Origin of the sequence: Streptomyces sp. NPDC014006, from assembly GCF_043088925.1 — a bacterium.
Taxonomy (GTDB): domain Bacteria; phylum Actinomycetota; class Actinomycetes; order Streptomycetales; family Streptomycetaceae; genus Streptomyces.
Genome location: NZ_JBICAJ010000001.1, coordinates 565345 through 585424, shown reverse-complemented (window position 1 = coordinate 585424; position 20080 = coordinate 565345). Strand labels below are relative to the sequence as shown.

Sequence of the window (20080 nt, the reverse complement as noted above, 5' to 3'; positions counted from 1 at the left end):
CTCGGTGCGGCGACCACCGCCAGCGCGCCAGGCAGGCCCGACCCGGGAAGGAAGCGTCCGGAAGGAATGTCCCGGCGGCGCCGGTCACAGGGCCTGGGCCGGCCAGTCCAGCAGCCGGGCGCCGATCACGGCGGTCTGCAGCATGTACCGGTGGGCGGGGTCCGCGGGGTTGGCGCCGGTGAGTCGGTGGATGCGTTCCAGCCGGTAGGTGAACGCCCGCACACTCAGGGACAGGCGGCGGGCGGCCTCGGCGGCCACGCAGCCGGAGTCGAAGTAGGCGCTGAGGGTGTCCAGGAGCAGTCCGGCGCCGCCGCGGGCGGTGGTGAGCGGGCCGAGGGTGCCCAGGACGAGGTCGGCCATGGCCTGGCGGTCGCGGGTGAGGACGGGATAGACGAGCAGGTCGGCGGCGCGCAGGACGGGTTCGTCGAGGTCCAGGCGCGTGGCCAGTTCCAGGGCGTTGAGGGCTTCCTCGTAGGACTGGACGACTCCGCCGGGGCCGGGCTGGGGGCGGCCGATGGCCACCTGGCCGCCGTCGGTGGCGGCGTGGGCCTGCTTGGCGAAGTAGGGCAGGATGTCGTCCTCGTGGCCGGGGGCGATGCACAGCAGCCGGCCGTCCTTGGTGGTCAGCAGGACGTTGCGGTTGCCGAAGCGTGCCATCAGGGCGCGTTCCACCTGCCGGGGCACCGGGTCACCCTCGTTGTAGGTGGCCGGTCCCTGCGCCACGGCCACCGCGTGGGCGTGGGACAGGCGCAGGCCGAAGCGTTCGGCGCGCTCGGCGAGGCGGCCCAGATCGCTGCGGCCGTAGAGGAGGTCGTCGATGAACTCCCGGCGTGCCGCCTCCTCCTGACGGACCGCCAGGAGCTGGGCCCGCTCGTAGCCCTCGGCGAAGGCGTCGACGACCTGCTGGACGGCGGCCAGAGTGCTGCCGGTCGGGCCGGGGACGCGGGGCCAGACGGCGCATGCGGCGGACAGGTGCGCGCTGACCAGGGAGCGCAGGCCGTGACCCGCCTCCGCCGCCAGCTCGCCCAGAGCACGTCGCGACTCGATCTCGTCGCGGGTGAGGCGGCGGCCGGTGGCCGAGACGCCGTCGAGGATCTCCGTGAAGCCGTCCAGATACTGCCGAAGATCCTGACGCTCCACCACTGTTCCCCCTGATGTTGACGCGCCGCTGACGTGTTCCTGACGATTCGCTGGCAGGGAGACCTTAAGGAACACTGCTCGACACCGGCAATGCGCGAGCGTGCCGCGGTCGCTCATCATGGCCTGCGGGGAGCACGGCGGCGGGTTCCGATGCCGGACACCGGCAGGTGCCCGGTCCGGAGCCCGGCTGTCGGCGGTGCACCGGCGACGGACGCCGCGCGCGGCACAGGGGAACGGACGATGTCGATGATCGCCGCCGCCACCGATTCCCCTGTTCCGGGTCGTTCGCACCGCCGCCTCGGGGTTCCGGTGCCGGTCGCGCATCGAGGACCGGTCCGGTCGCACGGCACGCAGTGCCTCGGCGGCGGCGCCGTCCACAGGGTGTCCGTCGAGGCCGCGAACCGGATCGCCCTGCTCGTCACGATCAAGACGCCTGCCCCGCCGCGAGGGCCGACGCGGACACCCTCCTTCGCGAGGAAAGCGCGATGCGGGCGGCTGCTCGTCGATCACGAACCGGCTCCGCCAGGACGCCGGGCACCACCAAAAGCACAGTCCTCGGTCACCCAATGTCACCAATTCGGTGCCTTCTTGACATACCGTAACGGCAAGCGTAAGGCTTGAAAAGCATAAAAGTTCGGACAACAACTGTGTTGCCAGGACGGTTATTTCCCGACCCCATAGGGGTTCAAAGGACCGATGCACCTCTCGCGGCATCCGCTTTCCACGCCCATCGTCAGGGGGTGGTGCGGCACTGCCGATTCTTCAAGAAGCAACGAAGCCCGACTTCACGCTGTGAGTGACCACCATGCTGTGGGTGACCACGGCTCGCGCTTCGAGGCGAGGGCCACCGTCGCCTCATTTCGGGAAGGTGGCTCTGCGCCGCTGAACGGCGGTCAACCTCACGGTCGACGAGACAAGCGACAAAGACAGGAAGTGCGCCATGAGTCTCCGCAAGACCGTCCGGGCCTGGGAGGACCCGGAGTACCGTGGCAGCCTGAGCGCTGCAGAACTGGCCGACCTGCCGGAGAACCCGGCGGGCGTCATTGAGCTGACCGAGGCCGAGCTGGGTCACGTCATGGGCGGCGCCCAGAGCGGAGCCAGCGTCGGGTGTAACACGAAGACCTGTGTCACGACGCGCGGCAACTCGCAGAACCCCTGCGCCAGCTGCTAGTCGTCGTGAAGGCGCTGTGACGTGAGCCTCCCGCTGCACGTACGGCGTCGCACAGCAGTCGTTGCGCCAAAGGGACCCGCCTGATGCTGGAGGTCAGTGATCAAGGCAACGCGGCGAGGGCTGCTAGACGTTCCGTCCGGCAGCCCCCACTGACGTACAGGCCCGGCAGAGGGTGGATGTCGAGGGGAGCCGCTCGGCCATGAGAGCGGAAGAGGTGTGGCAGGCCCCCGAGTGGTACCGGGCGATTCCCCTTCCTGAACGCGCCGGCACGCCGAACGCCCGCGCAACGGGGACTGCTCTTCTCACTTCGGACCTTCTCCGGGCAGCGTCGGGCCGTCTGCGTGCCTGGAAAGCCCAGAAGCCCTTTCACCAGGAGCTGTTCGATGAGCGACTGGCACTCGACTCGCTCTCCGAGGGTGATCTGCTGGCTCTGCTGGCGGAGCCTGCGGGGAGTTTGAAGGCTCGCGTCCAGACCACCCCCGACTGGCTCATCGTTCTGCGCGAGGCATTCGCGCACGCGCGCTGCGCCGAGGACTTGGCGCCTGAACTCGAGAAGACCGAGGCCGATCACCCACTCGCTGGAAGCCTGACGGCGATCAGCCCGCTCCTCGGCTACTTCTTCGACCAGCTGCGAGAAAGGGTGCACCGGCTCGGCGAAGAGCTCGGGCTTCTCCCTTTCGCAATCAAAACGCTACCGAGAGTTTTCCTCGCGAATCTCGTGCACCTCATCCTCTTCCAGCTCAGCAAACCGCTCCTGCTCGAGCTGCATGTCGCGCGCCTGGAAGCACGCTTGAGCGGGGAGACACCGGAGGAACGCTTCGAGGATTTCATCAGGCGGCTCGGCCAGGAGGGCTCGATCGTGGGTCTCCTCGCCAAGTACCCGGTGCTTGCCCAACAACTGGTGCTCACGACACAACAGTGGGCCGACTATCTGTACGAGTTCTTGACGCATCTGTGCGCCGACTGGCAGACCGTCCGCAAGACTTTCGCTTCGGGGGGCGATCCCGGGCTGCTGGTCGACGTGGAGGCCGAAAAGGGAGACCGGCATCGTCGGGGTCGCAGTGTGCTCCTCCTGCGCTTCGACTCGGGTATGAAGCTGTTGTACAAGCCGAGGTCGCTGGGTGTGGACATGCGCTTCCAGGAGTTGCTGTCCTGGCTGAACGCCCGGGGGGCCGAACCCGGCCTCCGGCCGCTCAAGGTGGTCGACTGCGGCAACCATGGCTGGTCGGAGTTCGTCGACGCGGCTCCCTGCACGCGCGAGGAGGAGGTGGTGCGCTTCTACGAGCGTCAGGGAAGCTTTTTGGCGTTGTTGTACGCCCTGGACGCCGCCGACCTGCACAACGAGAACCTGATCGCTGCGGGCGAGCATCCGATGCTCGTGGACCTGGAGGCGCTGTTCCATCCTCACGTCCAGGCCACGGGACCGATCCGGGAAAACCTCGCGGCGCAGGCGCTGGATCGTTCCGTGTGGCAGGTCGGCATGCTGCCGAGGCGTGTGTGGTCCGACCAGGATTCCATCGGCGTGGACATGAGCGGCCTGGGCGGGCCCCCGGGGCAGACGAACCCGCATCGGCTCGTCGGCTGGGAAAACCCGAGGACGGACGAGATGCGGATAGTCCGGCGGCGTGCCGAACTACCCGCGAGTGAGAACCGACCTCGTCTGGGTGACCGGACTGTCGAGGTCTGGGAGTACAAGGACGCCGTGCTCTCGGGCTTCACCGGCATGTACCGGCTGCTCTGCGAGAACAGGGCGGCTCTGCTCGCCGAGCAGCTCCCGCGCTTCGCCGAGACCGAGACACGTGTCGTCGTCCGCTCGACGAACGTGTACGGCCTCCTCTGGTATGAGAGCTTCCATCCGGACCTGCTGCGTGACGCGCTCGACCGTGACCGCTTCTTCGACCACCTGTGGACCGAAACGGCGCGGCGTCCCGATCTCGCTCCCCTCTTCACGGCGGAGCGGCGGAACCTGTGGCACGGTGACATCCCGCTGTTCACCACCTGCCCAGGCAGCCGGACGGTTCTCGACACCGAGGGGAAGCGCTACGAACACCTCCTCGAAGCGCCCAGCCTCGAACTGGTCCGGCGGCGAGTGGAGCAGCTCGGTGACGACGACCTGGCCAAACAGAGCTGGATCATCGAGGCGTCGCTGGCCACGCTGTTCATGGCCCATGAGGACAGGCTCGGCCGGCCGGTGCGGATTCCGTCGGTGAATCGTCTTCCCCGGGGGGCGCAACGGGTGGAGCGAGATCGGCTGCTGGCACTGGCGAGCTCCGTCGGGAGGCGTCTGGGCGAGCTCTCCCTGCACAACGACAGCGGCGCGTACTGGCTCGGCGTGGGCCCGCTGGACGAATCGAACTGGGGTCTGTTCCCTGCAGGCAGTGATCTCTACTCCGGTACGAGCGGGATCGCGCTCTTCCTGGGCTATTTGGGGGCGATCACCGGGGAGCCCTCCGTCACGCTCCTGGCACGCCGGGCACTGGCGGCGGCCCGGGTCCAAGCGCGGGAATGGCTCCGGGAACAGCCCGATACGAACGGGTCCGCTCCGACGGTCGGAGCGTTCGACGGCCCGGCCTCGGTCGTCTACCCCCTCACCTGCCTGGGGGTCCTGTGGGCCGAGCAGGATCTCCTCGACGAAGCGGACGAACTGGCGGGGCAATTGCCACCGGCCATCTCCAGGGACCAGTCGCTGGACGTCATCTACGGCTCGGCCGGGTGCGTCCTCTCACTGCTCAGCCTGCACGCGGTCCGCCCGTCACCACGGACCTTGGACGTGGCGCTCCAGTGCGGCGAGCGGCTCCTGGCCACGGCACAGCCCGCGCATCGGGGGATCGCCTGGACGACACTCGCGGACCAACCGCCTCTGGGCGGATTTTCCCACGGGACCGCCGGCATCGCGTTGAGCCTTCTGCAGCTGGCCGACCGGAGCGGCGAGGACCGATTCCGGCGCGCCGCTCTCGGCGCCCTCGGCTACGACCGCAGCCTCTTCGTTCCCGAACTGAACAACTGGGCCGACCTGCGCGTCTTCGGGCCCCGGGCGATCCGGGCCGCTCCCGCCCAGCCGGCCACCGAGCCACCTCGACAGAGCATGGTGGCCTGGTGTCACGGCGCCCCTGGTATCGGTCTGGCACGCCTGGTCACCTTGGATCAGCTGTGCGACTCGGCGACACGAGACGACATCGACGTCGCGCTGGGCACCACGAAACGGTACGGCTTCGCCATGAACCATTCGCTCTGCCACGGCGCACTGGGGAACCTGGAGCTTCTCCTGACGGCGGCCCGGGTGCTCGGCAGACCTGAGGATCACCAGGCTCTGGAACGAGCGACGGCGTCCGTCGTGGCGAGCGTGGAGGCCAAGGGCTTTGTGACCGGAGTGCCCCACGGAGTCGAGACGCCCGGGCTCATGACGGGACTGGCGGGGATGGGATACCAGCTGCTCCGGCTGGCCGAGCCCGAAAAGGTGCCGTCCGTCCTCCTCCTTGCTCCTCCACGGTGGCAAGCGCAGGGCTGAGGGAAGGGAGCACTGGTAGTGGCGCAGCGTGTGATCTTCCGGGAGAGCGCCGTCCAGGCCTACCGGAAAGGCACGGTGAAGGACATCGTGCCGCGTCTCACCTTGCGGCCGGTCATCGTCTGCCTTTGGCTCTTGCTGGCTGTGCTGATCGCCGCTGCGGCGCTGGCCTGGTCCGTACGGGTGCCCGCCTACGTCGACGGTCAGGGCACGATCCTCTCGCACGGTGCCCGGGGCGGGCCCGGCGGCGGAACGACCGCAGCCGCTCTGTTCCTGCCGGCGGACCAATCGCGGCACGTACACGTCGGTCAGCCGGTCCACGCGCGGATCGGCTCTTCGGGACCGACCACAGCGGGTGCTGTCGTCAGGATCGAACCCGGCGTGATCAGCCCGGATGCCGCGCGAGCCAAGTACCGATTCGAGCCCGGAGCCGATGTCGACCGGCAGCCCTGGACCGTGGTGATCGTGCGGCTCGAACGGCCGCTCCCTCCCGCCATCTACGGCGGAAGTTTCCTGACCGCCCGCGTGCAGGCCGGGTCGCAGCGGCTCCTGGGGCTCCTCCCCGGATTGAGCGGGTCAGTGGGCGGTGCCTCGTGACGAACTTGTTCTCCCGGTCCGGCGGCCGCGCCCCAGGCGGGCGAGCGGCCCCGGACGCGACCTCGCAGGGGGAATCGAAGCAGCTGGGCGTTCTGGCACCGCTCCGGCGTCTCCTCGCCGTGATCAGGTGGCCCCACAGGACGCACCGCAGAAGAGTTCCCGAAGTCAGACAGATGAGTGAGGTGGAATGCGGCCTCGCCTGCCTGACGATGCTGCTCAACTACTACGGCCGCGGGGCCTCCTTGTCGGAGTTGCGGACGCGCTGCGGCGTCGGTCGGGACGGCCTCTCCGCCCTGGAGATCGTCAGGACCGCGCGCGACCACGGGATGCGGGTGAGGACGGTCTCGCTGCCGCGGAACGATCTCCGTTTCGTGTCACTCCCCGCGATCGTGCACTGGGAGTTCACCCACTTCCTCGTCGTCGAACGATGGTCACGCAAGTACGTCGATGTGGTGGATCCCGCCAGGGGGCGCTGTCGGCTGACGGAAGAGGAGTTCGACGCCGGGTTCACAGGGGTGGTCATCCTTCTCGAGCCGGGCGATGCCTTCGAGCGTCGTGCGGCCGTTCCACCCGGCGTGACGTTCCGGGGCTACGTCCGTCAGTTCCTGCGCCAGGCGCCGGGGACCTCCCTGCAACTGCTCGGGGTGTCCCTGCTGCTGATCCTGCTCGGGCTGGTCCTGCCGATCCTGACCGCGTTCGTGGTGGACCAGGTCCTCCCCTTCGGGATGCGCAACGTCATGGCGCTCATGGGGATGGGCATCGTCGTGATCTTTCTGGCGCAGACCGCGGCGACGCTGCTACGGGAATGGCTGTTGGTGTACCTCCGGGCGCGCATCGACGTCAGCATGATGCTCGGATTCGTCGAGCACCTTCTCGAGCTGCCCTACAAATACTTCCAGCAGCGGTCGACCGGTGACCTGCTTGCCCGGGCGTCCAGCAACGCCATGCTGCGCGAACTGATGAGCAACCAGCTTCTGTCCGCCGTCATGGACAGCGGACTGGTGATGTTCTACCTGCTGCTCCTGTTCTGGCAGTCCCCGCCGTTCGGCGTGCTCACGCTGGGCGTCGGCCTGCTGGGGGCGACGGTGCTCCTGCTCAGCCAAGGCACGATCAGCAGGTTGTCGGGCCGGGAGCTGGCCGCTTTCGGAAAGTCCCAGGGGTACCTGGGCGAAGCGATCGTCGGCATCGGGACGCTGAAAGCAGCCGGCGCCGAGGCGCAGGCCTTCGACCGCTGGTCGAACCTGTTCTTCGACCACCTCAACATCTCGCTGCGCCACAATTACGTTTCCGGCACCGTGGCCTCGATCCTGGGATCACTGCCCTTGTTCGGACAGCTCGGCCTGTTGTGGGTGGGGGCCACGCAGGTCCTCAACGGGGCGATCAGTGTGGGCACGATGGTGGCGCTCCTGGCTCTGGCCGCCGCTTTCTTCGCGCCGCTCACGTCGCTCGTGGGCAGTGCGCAGCAATTCCAGCTCGTCAGCGCCAACCTCGACCGCATACGTGACGTGACCGAGGCTGAACCGGAGCAGATACGGCAGCTGTCACAACCGGCCCCCCGGCTGTCGGGGCACCTGCGGGTGGACAAGGTCGGTTTCCGTTATTCCCAGGCCGGGCCCCAGGTGCTGCGCGACGTCGACCTGACCGCTCGGCCCGGACAGAGGATCGCCATCGTCGGGCTCTCCGGCTCGGGCAAGAGCACGCTGGGGAAACTTCTGCTCGGACTCTTCGTCCCCACCGAAGGGGACATCTTCTACGACGGCGTCTCGCTGCGGGATGTCAACCGGCAGCAGCTGAGACGACAGTTCGGCGTCGTGCTACAGGAGAGCGCCCTGTTCAGCGGGTCGATATTGTCCAACATCACCCTCAGCAACCCGTCGATCATGCGCGAGCGAGCCGTCGCGGCCGCCGAGTTGGCCGCCATACACGACGACATCATGACCATGCCCATGCAGTACGACACCTTCGTCTCCGAGGGCGGGAGCGCCCTGTCCGGCGGTCAGCGACAGCGGCTGGCCATAGCGCGAGCGATCGCGCACAGACCGGCCATCCTCATGCTCGACGAGGCCACAAGTCATCTGGACGTCGAGACCGAGCGGAAAGTCGCGGAGAACCTGCGCACCTTGGCCTGTACCCAAATCATCATCGCGCATCGCTTGAGCACGGTCCGCGACGCCGACGCCATCCTGGTACTCGACCGGGGAACCATCGTGGAGCAGGGCAGCCATCACGAACTGCTGCGGCGAGACGGTCACTACGCGAGACTCGTGGGCCAGCAAATCGAGTCCGGCGAGGAGACACGTCCGCCCCATGGTGCCACCGGCCGGAGATGACCGGCGCTCTGCATCGGCCGTCCCGTCCTCGCCGCCGGTGCGGCGCGCCGGCGGCCCGACGAGGATCACGCTCCGGTTCACACCTGCGCGGCTACCGGCCGGAGAATCGACGACCCGCACCGGCTCGTGTACAAGCCGACCGACGAGGTTGATCATCTGGCGTTCTTCCTGACAGCCTCACTCGTGGACACCACACCGGAGGCCTCGAGCCGGTTCTGCTGTCGGCTCGCGGTCATAGCCGGTCGCCCCTTTCCAGAAAGAGGAGACCGCCGCCCGCCTTTCCACCTCAGGTCCGTTTGGCTGGGACTGCTCCAGGGATACGGCAGACGTGGGACCGCCCCACCGAAAAGGTGGCACGAGCAGCCGCAACAGGGTGGTTCCGGCAGTCTGGGCACAGCACGGCAGCGAAAGAACGCGGTAAGAGAAGGGGTGAGAGCCGATGACGGATGACGGATTGCCCCAGGCCGTACGGCAGCAACTCGGCCTGGGCCGACTACTGCCGCTCGGCGGCCCGAGGACGGGTCCTGGATCACCGAAGAAGCCGCCAGCGGAATACTGAGCCGCGCAGCCTCCGGAGTATCCGGGATTCGGCCAGGCACGCTGCGGATCCGCCTGGCCGACCCGGAAACCGCGCCGGAGCCAAGTGTCCCGGCGCCCTGGACCGGTTTGCCGCCGGGAGCGCTGCGGATCGAGGCGGAGTTCTCGGCGCCGGCGCGGCAGCCCCTGCCCCAGGTCGCGGAGCATCTGCGGCAGACGCTGTCCGCAGCGGCTGTCGAACGTCTCGGGCTGGTGGTGGCCGAGGTCGATCTGCATGTGACGGACCTGCTGGAGGTTCCGGCGTCGGCGCAGCAGCCGACCGCGGCCGAGGCCTGCGACAGGGCAGCGGGAGAAACCAGTGCCTCGCATGTCGCGGCCACCAAGCCCGGGCACCTGTCGCCCGGGCCGGTGCCTGTGCGGGACCCCGCGGCGGAGCTGGCCACCGTTGCCATGGTTGTCCCCGGCGTGACCCGCCTCGCCCCCCGACTGCACTTGTTCGGGCACCGATCCGCCCCCCGGTAGACGGCCCCCACGCGCAGATCGGTGGCCGGCCAGCGCCACGGATCTTCCTGCCGCCGACCCCCAGCAGACTACTCACCCCCGGGTGGTAACCCATGAGTATCTCGAAGAAGATCGCGCACAAGGCCGAAGCGATGAAAGGCGGCCCCAAGAAGACGACCGGCCGCGCCACCGGCAGTCGGCGCCTGCCGGCCGAAGGCCGCGGAGACCAAGTCAAGGGCAACATCAAGCAGGCCGGAGCGAAGATCAAGGACGTGTTCAAGCACTGACCACTCCACCCCGGCCCGGCGAAGTACGGGTCGATGGTTCCAGTTGGGCCGTTCCGCCAGGGGAGGAAGCCCTGCAGAGTTTTGCTGTCTGCGGGGAGTCTTGGTGTCCGCCCGTGGGTGGGTGATCGTTTCCACCACCGGGGAGATCAAGGTTTCCGCCGACAACCCGGGCGCTCCAGCGGGTTCGCCGTGCAAGCAAGTCGGTCACCGCGACTGCCCTGTCCCTGAACTGGCGGCCAAACGCTCTCAGCACGGAATAGCGGGCTTCGCCGCCACATGCCTCTTCTCCCGCCGTGGGTACGCTGAGAGTAGGTGTTCACCATGGATCGGCTGACAAGGCTTCCTGGTATCGCACGGCTGATGCGTACGCACGTGTGGCGGGCGTACGAGGGGCTGGCCAAGACCCACTGGGCCCGGCTCGCCGCGGCCGTCACCTACATCAGTTTCGTCGCGCTCTTTCCGCTGATCACTGCGGGCGCGGCGATCGGCGCCAAGCTGCTGAGCAAGGACCAGCTCAGCAAGCTTGAGGACAAGATTGCCGACCAGGCGCCGGGCCTTTCCAACCTGCTGAACCTGAAGGGCCTCGTCGCGCACGCCGGAACCGTCGGGCTCATCGCGGGCGCGCTGCTGCTCGTGATCGGCATCAACTGGGTCGGCGCCCTTCGCGAGTGCCTGCGTGCGGTCTGGGAAAAGGAGCAGGACCCGGGAAATCCGATCCTGCTCAGGATCAAGGACACCGGGGTGCTGGTCGGTCTCGGAGTGGTCGGGCTGGTCGCGATGGGCAGTTCGGTGTTCGCGAACAGCGCGGTCGGCTGGGCAGCCGACAAGGTCGGGATCGAGGGCGGGGCGGGACGGGTGCTGCTGTTCTTCGCCGGCTTGGCCATTGCCCTGCTCGTCGACTTCCTGCTCCTGGTCTACCTGCTCACCCGGCTGCCGCGGGTGCATCCCGGCCGACGTGCGGTCGTGGTCGCCGGCCTGATCGGTGCGGTCGGCTTCGAACTGCTCAAGCTGCTGCTGACCGGCTATTTCCAGGGCGTCGCGGGGAAGAGCATGTACGGCGCCTTCGCCGTCCCGGTCGCCGTCGTGCTGTGGATCAACCTCATGGCCACGCTGCTGCTGTACTGCGCCGCTTGGACGGCGACGGGCACAGCAGCGCAGTCCAGCGAAGCAGACGCAGGTCCCGGGACCGGACCCGCAGTGACCGACGAACCCCAGCGGGCAGCGGAAGGCGGCGGTCTACCAACAACACCGTGCAGGCCCTGATACCGAGCGGTCACCGACCCGCCCCTGCAACGACCGGTGCCGGGGTCATACCGTGCGCGCCAGACCGGTCCTCGATGACACGCCGGCCGAACGCTACTGCTCGCCGGGTATGGCCGTCGTCCACGCGAGGATGCGGTCTGATGCACGCTGATCAGGCGCACGGCTCACCGGCGCCGGGCGTCCGGGCGTGAGCAGCTCCGGGCACCGGGCTTCCCGTCTCATCGTCGCCGTTTCAGCGCACGTGCCACGCGTGGGAGCTCCTCGTGCAGCAGCCGGCCGACCAGGGCACCGCCGAATACGACGATGCCCACACCGACCAGCCAGGACTGGATGACCAGGACGGTTCCGACGGGGCCGTAGGTGACGGTGTTGGACGCGATCAGCGGCGAGTAGACGAGCCGGGAGAAGGCCCTGAGACCGAGCAGCCCGACCATGGTAGCCACCGCACCGGACACCAGGGCGCGCCAGCGAACCCGCCCGCCCAGCAGTATGCGCTGCGACCACCAGAAGAACAGGACGGCGCTCAGCGATGCGACGAACGCGCCGGCCAGGGATTCAGGTCGCAGCGTGGTGGTGGCGGAAGCGAAGAGGTAGCCGATGAGTACACCGAGCCACACCACATGGCGCCACCTGGCCCACCAGCGGGCCGGGGGCAAATCCCAGACCTTCTCATAGCCGGACTGCACCGCTGCCCCGAAGGCCAGGCCGAAAGCGGCGAGGACGGCGATTCCGAACGCCGTCGTGGTCCGCAGAGCCTGACCTGGACGAATGAACAACTGCTCCACATGTTCCCTGGAGGTCGTCGACACGCCGAGTCCTTCCCCCAGCCACTGCGCGAATCCCCGCCCATGCTGTGGATCGGCCGAGGAGACAATGATCAGCAGCGGCACCAGCGTGAGGAACCCCAGCGCCGCGAAGCCCAGCGAGCGCTGCCCCAACCCCAGGTCGCTGCTCCGCCGCCATCCGCGTCCGACTGGTGAATGTCTGATCACGCGGGCCAGCCGTTCGAACAGAGAGGAACGGCCTTCGGCACCCGGGGTCTTCATCGGCATGCCTGTCGACTACCACGGTCGACACCGGCGGCCCGCGAGGGCGCGACGCAGCTTCCCGAACGGCTCAGGACGAGGCCATGATCCAGGAAGCCGATAACGTGAGTGGCGTAACCACCACGTCGTGGATCCTCGGGGCCACAGCATCGCCAAGCGGCCCGTGATGATCCTGCTCTTCGCCGCGATCATCGCCCTGCTTGCCGCGATCATCGCCCTGCTTGCCGCGATCATCATCTACCTGGTCCGGATGTGGATCTCCGACATCGCCATCCTGCTCGGCCTCGAATCCAACACCGGACTCGAACGCGCCCGGGCCATCGACGGTGGCCACCCACCCGGGGAAAAACCCTACGTCGAGCCCCGCGACGCCCGCAAACTCTGACAAGCACCCCGGCTCCTGTTCCGGCCGCAGTGATGTGGGTACCCGGCTGCCGCCTCGCATCCGGCGTACACCGCCCGACCGGACGCGGCCCGTCAGCCGGGAAAGACACGCCGACAGCATGACCACGCATACCCCGCCCCGTCGCCCGCCTCCCCCCGCAGGCGGCAGTGATTTCGCCCGCCTGTCCAAGAAGATCGCCGAGGTCGGCCTGATGAACAGGCGCCCCGGCTACTACACCGTCCGCTCCATCGCCGTGGCCGTCGCCTATGCCGGTGGCTGGTGCGCGTTCGTCCTCATCGGCGCCGGCTGGTGGACTCTGGCGGTCGCCGCGTTCCTCGCCGTGATGTTCGGGCAGATGGCTCTGCTCGCCCACGACGTCGCCCACCGCCAGGTCTTCCGCCGGCGCCGGCCCAGCGAGACGGCCGGCCGCATCGCCGGGGCCGCGATCGGGATGGGCTACGGATGGTGGCAGGACAAACACACCCGCCACCACGCCAACCCCAACCACGAGAACCTCGACCCCGACATCGCCCCCGACCTGCTGGTGTGGTCCCAGGACCAGGCCCGCGCCGCGACCGGACTGCCGAGGATCATCGGCCGCTGGCAGGCGTTCCTCTTCTTTCCCCTGCTCCTACTCGAAGGGGTCAACCTTCACGTCTCCAGCGCGCGCGCATTAGGCAACCGCGCCCTGAAGAACCGCGCCCTGGACGGCACGCTGCTCTACGGGCACCTCGCCGCCCACCTGACCGCAGTGTTCCTCGTCCTCCCACCCGCCATGGCGATCGCGTCTCTGGCCGTCAACCAGGGCCTGTTCGGTCTCTACCTAGGCTGCCTCTTCGCCCCCAACCACAAAGGCATGCCCATCCTGACCGGCAACGACCGCCCCGACTTCTTGCGCCGCCAGGTCCTCACCGCACGCAACGTACGCGGCAGCTGGTTCACCGACCTCGCCCTGGGCGGACTGAACCACCAGATCGAACACCACTTGTTCCCCAGCATGCCCAGCCCCCATCTGCGCAAGGCCCGGTCCATCGTCCGCCACTACTGCCAGGACCTGGGCGTGGACTACCTGGAAACCGGACTGATCACCTCCTGGTGGCGTCTGACAGCCGGTCGGCGCGTATTCAGGTGCTGGTGGCCGAGCACGCGGCCCGACGTGGTGCTCGGGTCGGTGTGGTGGATGTGTGCACCGCTGCCGTGGCCGCGCTGCCGGTTGGCGGGGCCGGGCTGTCGGCGATGTCCCGGACCGCGGCGAGCCACCCGCTGTGCAGCACCGACGGCATCAGCGAGCAACTGGAAGAGCTCCAGCTCACGCTGGGTGAGGGGCCTTGCGTGGACGCCTTCGCACGCGGCTCGGCCGTCCTGACACCTGATCTGCTCACTTCCGACATGGTCGACGCGAGCGCCGCCGGGGTGCTGCTCGCCGACCGGGACGGCAAACTCCGCGTCATGGCCGCCTCCGACGAACAGGTACGCCTGCTGGAGCTCTTCCAGCTCCAAAACGACGAAGGCCCCTGCCTCGATCCACGACCTGACCCTGGAGGTCGATCGCTGGCCGCGCTTCGTCACGGTGGCCCACCTCAGCGGATTCGGGGCCGTGCAGGCCCTGCCCATGCGCCTGCGAGACGAGACCGTGGGCGCCCTGAACCTTTTCCGCGCCGCTCCCGGCCCCTTCGACCCGCCCGCCACACTCATCGCCCAGGCGCTGGCGGCCGTCGCCACCATCAGCCTGCTACAACAACGCACCGCCCACCGCAGCACGGTGCTCAACGAGCAGTTGCAGACGGCGTTGAACAGCCGGGTGCTGATCGAACAGGCCAAGGGGAAGCTCGCCGAACGCCAGCGCATCGACATGGAGCAGGCCTTCACCGCGCTACGCGGCTACGCCCGCGCCCACAACCGACGCCTGGCCGACGTGGCCCGCGCCTTCATCGACAACTCCGAACCCCTCGCCGGTCTGGGGTCCTGAGCGCGGGCCCCATCGACCTGCTCGTCGCCGCTGCCGCGGAAGAGGCGGGGCTGACCCTGCTCCACTACGACCGCGACTTCGAGACGATCGCCCGTACGACCGGACAGCCCGTACGCATGATCGACCTCAGGGACTGAGAAGCGCCGTCCGGCCCGCAGTGAGCGGGCGCCGGGCCCGCACCCGCTTCACAGCCCGTACCGGTCGAGGATGCTCATCAGCTTGCGCCTGCGTTTCAGTTCCGTCCGCAGGCCGGCGAGATATGCGGTGAACGGGTCCTCGGTCCCCAGGGCACGATGGCACTCACGTGCACCCAGCAGCAGCCGTGCCAGGTGCTCGTAGGCGCGGTCCCCGGTCGGCTCCTTCGATCGCTCGACCAGCCGCAGGTACACGCCGAGCGCCTCGGCCGGGCTCATCTCGCGCGACAGGTCGGCGAGTCGCTCCCACTGCCGGTCGTCCGCGCGGCCGGCCGCCTCACGCCAGGCGGCGTCCAGGTCGCCGTCGTCGAGCAACGCGTCGATCAGCACGGGCCCGCCGTATCGGCCGCCCTGCTCACTACGGGCGTCCTCCTCCAAGGTGGCCAGCGCCGCCGCGCGCTCGGCCTCCCAGCAGTCCGCAGCCCGGGCGGCGGAGCGCAGCTGCCGGTAGGCGGCCAGGGACCGCTCGACACGAAACCGGTCCCGGCGCACCGCGACCGCGTCGGCCGGCCGCCCCGTCTGCGCGTACCGCACGCACACGTAGTCGACCAGACGGCCGTCGATGTACGTCTCGGTGGCGCAGTCCCGCAGCCCCCGCTCCGCCCAGGCGAGTGCCTCGCCCGAGCGGCCCGCCGATTCCAGTTCCTCGGCGATGAGCAGATGTGTGGCACCGGACGGGTCGAGGTCCTGCGCGTGCAGTGCGACCAGCGTGTCGACATCGCCTTCCGCCTTGACCAGGCGTTCCATCAGGTACCGCGCCGCCCAGCCGGACGGCCCGCGCCGGAATGCCTCGGTCGCCAGCTGCCGCATGCGGGTAAGTCCGCTCGGGCCCAGGACGTCGGCGTAGTTGAGCGGATCCAGGTCCGTCACGTCGTTGCTGTCGTCGAGCACCGTGCCGGCCAGCCACTCGGCCAGTCGCGTCGGATCGGGGCGGGCGACTCGGCAGGCCTCCAGATGGGCCTCGGCCACCGCGGCGGCGACCTGCCCGACCACCCCGTCGGAGTCGTCGATATCCCCGTACGCCTTCCCCAGCACCCGGATCGCCTCCTCGGCCAGACCGACCGCCTGCGCCGCCTGCCCGCCGGTGGTCAGGGCGCGCAGCGCGGCCGCCGCCTCGGCCACCTGTCGCCCATACCCCGCGGCATCCGCGTACTCGACGTACCCGTACCGGGCGAACGGCCGTGGATCGATCAGGACCATGATCCGCTCCCGGACCGTACCGAGGTCGGAACGGGCAGCGGCGGCCCGCAGCTCCAAGCGACGACGCAGTTCCCGGTCCTCGGCGACCTGCTCCCGCACCAGCGCCAGGAGTTCGTCACGTGACAGCGCCGAAAGCCACTCCTCCAAGCCGGAAGTCCGCGCCCGAGCCGCGGCTCGCTGGTGCGGGATGGTCTTCGCCCGCCGCAGCACGGTCAGCCCGACCGCCACACAGTGCTTGCAGAAATTGCCCTCCTGCCCGTACGGGCAGTCGCACCATCCCGAGAGCCCGTCGTCCCCGCCGAGGGCGAGCTCCACCTCGTAGACATCCGTACCGTGCACCACAGCGGTGACCGAGCCGTCCCCCACCTCCAGACCGCTCACCGCGTCCAGATACTCCAGCCCCCGCTCGAAGGACCGAGACCCGGCCATCGCCGTCAGATCGTCCTCGCCGAAACCCACCACTTTCCGTGCCACACCAGCATTCAACCGCGGAAGGCGGGTTGGTGACCCGAAGATCTCGGTCGTCCCCCTATGAGGGGCCGCAAGCGATGCCCTCGGCTCCCCATTCCGAGCTGACGCGCCTCGGGCTCGACAGAGGCTGCTTTGTGGACACGCTCAAGACTCGTACCCAATCTTGTACAAGTCGAGAAGGGAGGCGGCAAGCATGTCCATCACCGCCAGCGAGGCGCGCCAGAACCTGTTCCCGCTGATCGAACAGGTCAACGAGGATCACGCACCGGTTCACATCACCTCCCGCAAGGGGAACGCCGTCCTGATGTCCGAAGAGGACTTCAGCTCCTGGACCGAGACAGTGCACCTCCTGCGCTCCCCCAAGAACGCCCGTCGCCTGCTCGACTCCATCGCCGAGGCGGAGACCGGCAAGGCCCAGCATCGCGAGCTGATCGACCCCGACGCGGAGCGGGCGTGAAGATCTCGTTCACGACCCACGCCTGGGAGGACTACACCTACTGGGCCGAGAACGACCGCAAGATGGTCAAGCGCATCAACAAGCTGATCGACGACACCAAGGGCATCGGCAAGCCGGAGCCCCTGAAGGGTGACCTGTCGGGCTACTGGTCCCGGAGGATCGACGACACACACCGGCTCGTGTACAGGCCGACCGACGACGAGTTGATTATCGTTCAGGCTCGGTACCACTACTGACACGGCCCGAAGAACCTTCGCCGGTCCGCAGCGCGCGTAACGCTGAGGCGACGCCCCCAGAACTGCGGCAGCCCAGCCCGCGAGAACACACACAGATCCGATGAAAGCCGACCGGTCACAGAAGAGGCCTACCGCCGGGCACTGCACGACGAACCGAGCTGAAGGTCCCGAAGCCTCCTCACCGCAGGTCACAGCACAGAGCGCCGCCAGCCCCATGCGTTCACCGAAGTAACGGCCAACGGAGTGGAATCCGTGGCCCCAGAGCGCAGAATCCAGCCACCCGAAGAGACGTGTCCGCAGGTCAGAACGCTTTTCTGACCTGCGCCTGGTGGGGCGGGTGGGACTCGAACCCACGGCCGACGGATTATGAGTCCGCTGCTCTAACCGGCTGAGCTACCGCCCCATAGCGGCGTGTCGCGTGCACGTGTACGCGCCGTGTGCCGCAGCATAGCCGCTCATACGATCTCCTGCTTCGCAGGGGCGACCTCGCATGCCACGTCACGTCCATGAGGACCGCGACGGCGCGCGGGCGGTTCCCGTCCCGGTGAAATCCGATGAAGCCCGGGGGAACCAATGAAAAAGGACCCCGTCGGGGTCCTCGTTCAGCATGCTCCCCCGACTGGACTCGAACCAGTAACCTGCCGGTTAACAGCCGGCTGCTCTGCCAATTGAGCTACGGAGGACCGAGCTCCCCCGACTGGACTCGAACCAGTAACCTGCCGGTTAACAGCCGGCTGCTCTGCCAATTGAGCTACGGAGGAATGCCTCGTTCGCATCGAACGGACCTCCTGGGGTATTCGCCAGGGGGCGTTCGCTCGCTGCGACACATACATTAGCGCAAGCAGGGGGGTGCTCCGCCAATCGGTACCCCCCGGCGCCGACGCCGCACCGCAGGACCGACACGAGGAAGGGTGGCCGCCATGCGCTACCGGCTCACGTTCGTCGCCGGACTCGCCCTGGGTTACGTACTGGGCACGAAGGCCGGGCGCGAACGCTACGAGCAACTGAAGAAGTCCGCCCGCCAGGTCACGCAGAACCCGGCCGTGCGCAACACCGCCGAGACGGCCGCCCAGCAGGGCCGCCAGTTCGCGGGCAAGGCGTACCACGTGGTCAGCGACAAGGTCGGCGACCACGTGCACGTCCCCGACTCGGTTGCCCACCGGGTCAAGGCCATCCGCGAGCGCAGCGCCCACAACGGAGGCGCAAGCGACGACTGGGGCACGAGCAACACGTAAGGGGGGTGCATCTCGGGCACGGGACCACCGTGCCCACCCGCACCCCCACCGATAACGCGCCCCCCGCCCGAGCCGGCGCAGCGCTACGGCACAATCGGTGGTCATGGGGATAGTCGCCGGCTTGGACAGCTCACCGGACTTCACGCGCATCGTGGTCTGCGACACGGACACCGGTGCCGTGCTGCGCCAGGGATATGCCCCGCATCCCCTGGAGGGACGCCCGAGCGACGTGGATCCGCAGGCGTGGCTGCTGTCCCTCGGTGAGGCGGCCGGCGGCGGTCTACTGGAGGGCGTGCAGGCCATCGGCGTGTCCGCGCAGCAGAACGCGCTGATCGTGCTGGACGCGCAGGGCGCCACCGTGCGCCCTGCGCTGGCCGGCGGCGACAAGCGCGCGCAGGTCGCGGCGGCCGATCTCGTCGACGCGCTCGGCGGGCGCGAGGCGTGGGCACAGGCGGTGGGATGCGTGCCGCAGGCCGCGCAGCCGGTGACCAAGCTGCGCTGGCTGGCCCGCAGCGAGCCCGACAACGCGCGCCGCGCGGCGATGCTGATGCAGGCCCACGACTGGCTGGTGTGGCAGTTGCTGGGCCGGCCGGTGCGCCGGACCACCGACCGCGGCGGCGCCTCCGGCACCGGGTACTGGTCGGCGGCCACCGGCGCCTACCGGCCCGACCTGGTCGAGCTGGCGCTCGGCCACCAGGCGATGCTGCCGGAGGTCATCGGCCCCTCCGAGGCGGCCGGTACCACCCCGGAGGGGCTGCTGATCTCGGCCGGGACCGGCGAGACCATGGCCGCCGCGTTCGGGCTCGGGATCGGGCTCGGGGACGCCGTCGTCTCGCTCGGCGCGTCGGGGTCCGTGATGGCCGTCCATCCCGAGGCGCTCGTCGACAGCACCGGGATGATCACCTCGCTGGCCGACGCGACCGGCATGCACCTGCCCGTCGTCACCACCCTCAACGCCGTACGGGCCCTGCGCGGTGCCGCCGAACTCCTCGGCGTGCCGGACCTGGAGGGCCTGTCCGAGCTGGCGATGAAGTCGACGCCGGGCGCGCACGGGCTGGTGCTGCTGCCCTATCTGGAAGGTGAGCGGACGCCCCATCTGCCGCACACCGCGGGCACGCTCGCCGGGCTGCGGCGGGAGTCGATGAAGCCCGAGCACCTCGCGCGGGCCGCGTTCGAGGGGATGCTGTGCGGCCTCGCGGATGCGCTCGACGTGCTGCGCGGCCGGGGCGTGGAGGTGCGGCGGATCTTCCTGCTGGGCGCGGCGGCCGAGCTGCCGGCCGTTCAGGCTGCGGCTCCGGCGCTGTTCGGCGTGCAGGTCGTCGTACCGCAGCCCGCCGACTACGCGGCGATCGGCGCGGCGCGGCAGGCCGCGTGGGCGCTCGGGGTGTCGCAGGGCACCCTCGATCCGCGCAACCCCCCGGCGTGGCACGGCGCGGCGGCGCAGGTGCTGGAGCCCGGCGAGGAACTGGCGGTGGGCCAGGCGGTGCGCCAGCAGTATGTGTCGGTGCGCGAGCAGACCCATCCGGGGGCGATGCGGCCGTAAGGGGTGTCCCGTC

The 20080-nt window shown here is 68.9% G+C and carries 16 protein-coding genes, 3 tRNA genes and 2 pseudogenes; 15 read left to right on the top strand and 6 right to left on the bottom strand.

What is annotated here, in order from left to right:
* Positions 1 to 84 precede the first annotated feature (84 nt).
* Positions 85 to 1143 carry a PucR family transcriptional regulator gene (locus ACF1GV_RS02640; RefSeq protein WP_391677122.1) on the bottom strand — a complete coding sequence of 353 codons (1059 nt, stop codon included), beginning with the start codon at positions 1141 to 1143 and terminating at the stop codon, positions 85 to 87.
* A gap of 937 nt (positions 1144 to 2080) precedes the next feature.
* On the opposite strand from ACF1GV_RS02640, the gene ACF1GV_RS02635 reads away from it, so the two are divergent.
* From ACF1GV_RS02635 to ACF1GV_RS02605, 7 genes are all read left to right on the top strand, one after another.
* Positions 2081 to 2311 (top strand): mersacidin/lichenicidin family type 2 lantibiotic, encoded by a 231-nt coding sequence (locus ACF1GV_RS02635; protein ID WP_391677121.1) that lies wholly within the window; start codon positions 2081 to 2083, stop codon positions 2309 to 2311.
* A gap of 199 nt (positions 2312 to 2510) precedes the next feature.
* Positions 2511 to 5819: a type 2 lanthipeptide synthetase LanM family protein gene (locus ACF1GV_RS02630; protein ID WP_391677119.1), complete on the top strand. Its 3309-nt coding sequence runs from the start codon at positions 2511 to 2513 to the stop codon at positions 5817 to 5819.
* Positions 5820 to 5837: 18 nt separating this feature from the next.
* Positions 5838 to 6413, top strand: coding sequence for a hypothetical protein (locus ACF1GV_RS02625; protein WP_391677117.1), 576 nt, complete (start codon positions 5838 to 5840; stop codon positions 6411 to 6413).
* Positions 6410 to 8743: a peptidase domain-containing ABC transporter gene (locus ACF1GV_RS02620; RefSeq protein ID WP_391677116.1), complete on the top strand. Its 2334-nt coding sequence runs from the start codon at positions 6410 to 6412 to the stop codon at positions 8741 to 8743. The genes ACF1GV_RS02625 and ACF1GV_RS02620 overlap by 4 nt, the downstream gene beginning before the upstream one ends.
* A 666-nt stretch (positions 8744 to 9409) precedes the next feature.
* Positions 9410 to 9802 carry a hypothetical protein gene (locus tag ACF1GV_RS02615; RefSeq protein WP_391677115.1) on the top strand — a complete coding sequence of 131 codons (393 nt, stop codon included), beginning with the start codon at positions 9410 to 9412 and terminating at the stop codon, positions 9800 to 9802.
* 92 nt (positions 9803 to 9894) lie between these two features.
* A complete protein-coding gene (locus ACF1GV_RS02610; RefSeq protein WP_391677113.1) occupies positions 9895 to 10068 on the top strand; it encodes a CsbD family protein in 174 nt (57 codons plus the stop codon).
* Between the two features lie 321 nt (positions 10069 to 10389).
* A complete protein-coding gene (locus tag ACF1GV_RS02605) occupies positions 10390 to 11331 on the top strand; it encodes a YihY/virulence factor BrkB family protein (RefSeq protein ID WP_391677112.1) in 942 nt (313 codons plus the stop codon).
* Positions 11332 to 11549: 218 nt separating this feature from the next.
* On the opposite strand, the gene ACF1GV_RS02600 is transcribed toward ACF1GV_RS02605, so the two are convergent.
* The gene (locus tag ACF1GV_RS02600; RefSeq protein ID WP_391677110.1) at positions 11550 to 12383 is read right to left on the bottom strand and encodes a YhjD/YihY/BrkB family envelope integrity protein; all 834 of its coding nucleotides are present in this window, start codon (positions 12381 to 12383) and stop codon (positions 11550 to 11552) included.
* A 121-nt stretch (positions 12384 to 12504) separates the two neighbouring features.
* Here ACF1GV_RS02600 and ACF1GV_RS02595 point away from each other — a divergent pair, with 121 nt between their 5' ends.
* From ACF1GV_RS02595 to ACF1GV_RS02580, 4 genes and pseudogenes are all read left to right on the top strand, one after another.
* Complete coding sequence (locus ACF1GV_RS02595; protein ID WP_391677108.1) at positions 12505 to 12762, top strand: hypothetical protein; 258 nt, start codon at positions 12505 to 12507, stop codon at positions 12760 to 12762.
* Between the two features lie 118 nt (positions 12763 to 12880).
* A pseudogene (locus ACF1GV_RS02590) lies at positions 12881 to 13858 on the top strand (fatty acid desaturase family protein); the annotation flags it as partial.
* A gap of 516 nt (positions 13859 to 14374) precedes the next feature.
* Positions 14375 to 14731, top strand: a complete 357-nt coding sequence (locus ACF1GV_RS02585; RefSeq protein ID WP_391677107.1) for an ANTAR domain-containing protein — start codon at positions 14375 to 14377, stop codon at positions 14729 to 14731.
* Positions 14731 to 14868, top strand: a pseudogene (locus tag ACF1GV_RS02580) (PIN domain-containing protein); the annotation flags it as partial. The gene ACF1GV_RS02585 and the pseudogene ACF1GV_RS02580, both read left to right, overlap by 1 nt.
* 48 nt (positions 14869 to 14916) lie before the next feature.
* Here the strand turns inward: ACF1GV_RS02580 and ACF1GV_RS02575 are convergent.
* Complete coding sequence (locus ACF1GV_RS02575; RefSeq protein WP_391678460.1) at positions 14917 to 16554, bottom strand: SWIM zinc finger domain-containing protein; 1638 nt, start codon at positions 16552 to 16554, stop codon at positions 14917 to 14919.
* Between the two features lie 235 nt (positions 16555 to 16789).
* Between ACF1GV_RS02575 and ACF1GV_RS02570 the strand changes: the two genes are divergently transcribed.
* Together ACF1GV_RS02570 and ACF1GV_RS02565 are read left to right on the top strand one after the other, a co-directional pair.
* Positions 16790 to 17053: a type II toxin-antitoxin system Phd/YefM family antitoxin gene (locus tag ACF1GV_RS02570; protein ID WP_391677105.1), complete on the top strand. Its 264-nt coding sequence runs from the start codon at positions 16790 to 16792 to the stop codon at positions 17051 to 17053.
* Entirely contained in the window at positions 17050 to 17289 is a 240-nt protein-coding gene (locus tag ACF1GV_RS02565) for a Txe/YoeB family addiction module toxin (RefSeq protein ID WP_391677104.1), read from the top strand. The genes ACF1GV_RS02570 and ACF1GV_RS02565 overlap by 4 nt, the downstream gene beginning before the upstream one ends.
* 326 nt (positions 17290 to 17615) lie before the next feature.
* Here ACF1GV_RS02565 and ACF1GV_RS02560 read toward each other — a convergent pair.
* The 3 genes from ACF1GV_RS02560 to ACF1GV_RS02550 all read right to left on the bottom strand — a co-directional run bounded on the left by ACF1GV_RS02560 (position 17616) and on the right by ACF1GV_RS02550 (position 18050).
* Positions 17616 to 17692, bottom strand: a tRNA-Ile gene (locus tag ACF1GV_RS02560).
* 207 nt (positions 17693 to 17899) lie between these two features.
* Positions 17900 to 17972, bottom strand: a tRNA-Asn gene (locus ACF1GV_RS02555).
* A 5-nt stretch (positions 17973 to 17977) separates the two neighbouring features.
* Positions 17978 to 18050: transfer RNA gene (locus ACF1GV_RS02550), tRNA-Asn, on the bottom strand.
* Positions 18051 to 18209: 159 nt separating this feature from the next.
* Between ACF1GV_RS02550 and ACF1GV_RS02545 the strand changes: the two genes are divergently transcribed.
* Complete coding sequence (locus ACF1GV_RS02545) at positions 18210 to 18524, top strand: YtxH domain-containing protein (RefSeq protein ID WP_391677103.1); 315 nt, start codon at positions 18210 to 18212, stop codon at positions 18522 to 18524.
* A 103-nt stretch (positions 18525 to 18627) separates the two neighbouring features.
* Entirely contained in the window at positions 18628 to 20067 is a 1440-nt protein-coding gene (locus ACF1GV_RS02540) for an FGGY family carbohydrate kinase (RefSeq protein ID WP_391677101.1), read from the top strand.
* Positions 20068 to 20080: the final 13 nt, after the last annotated feature.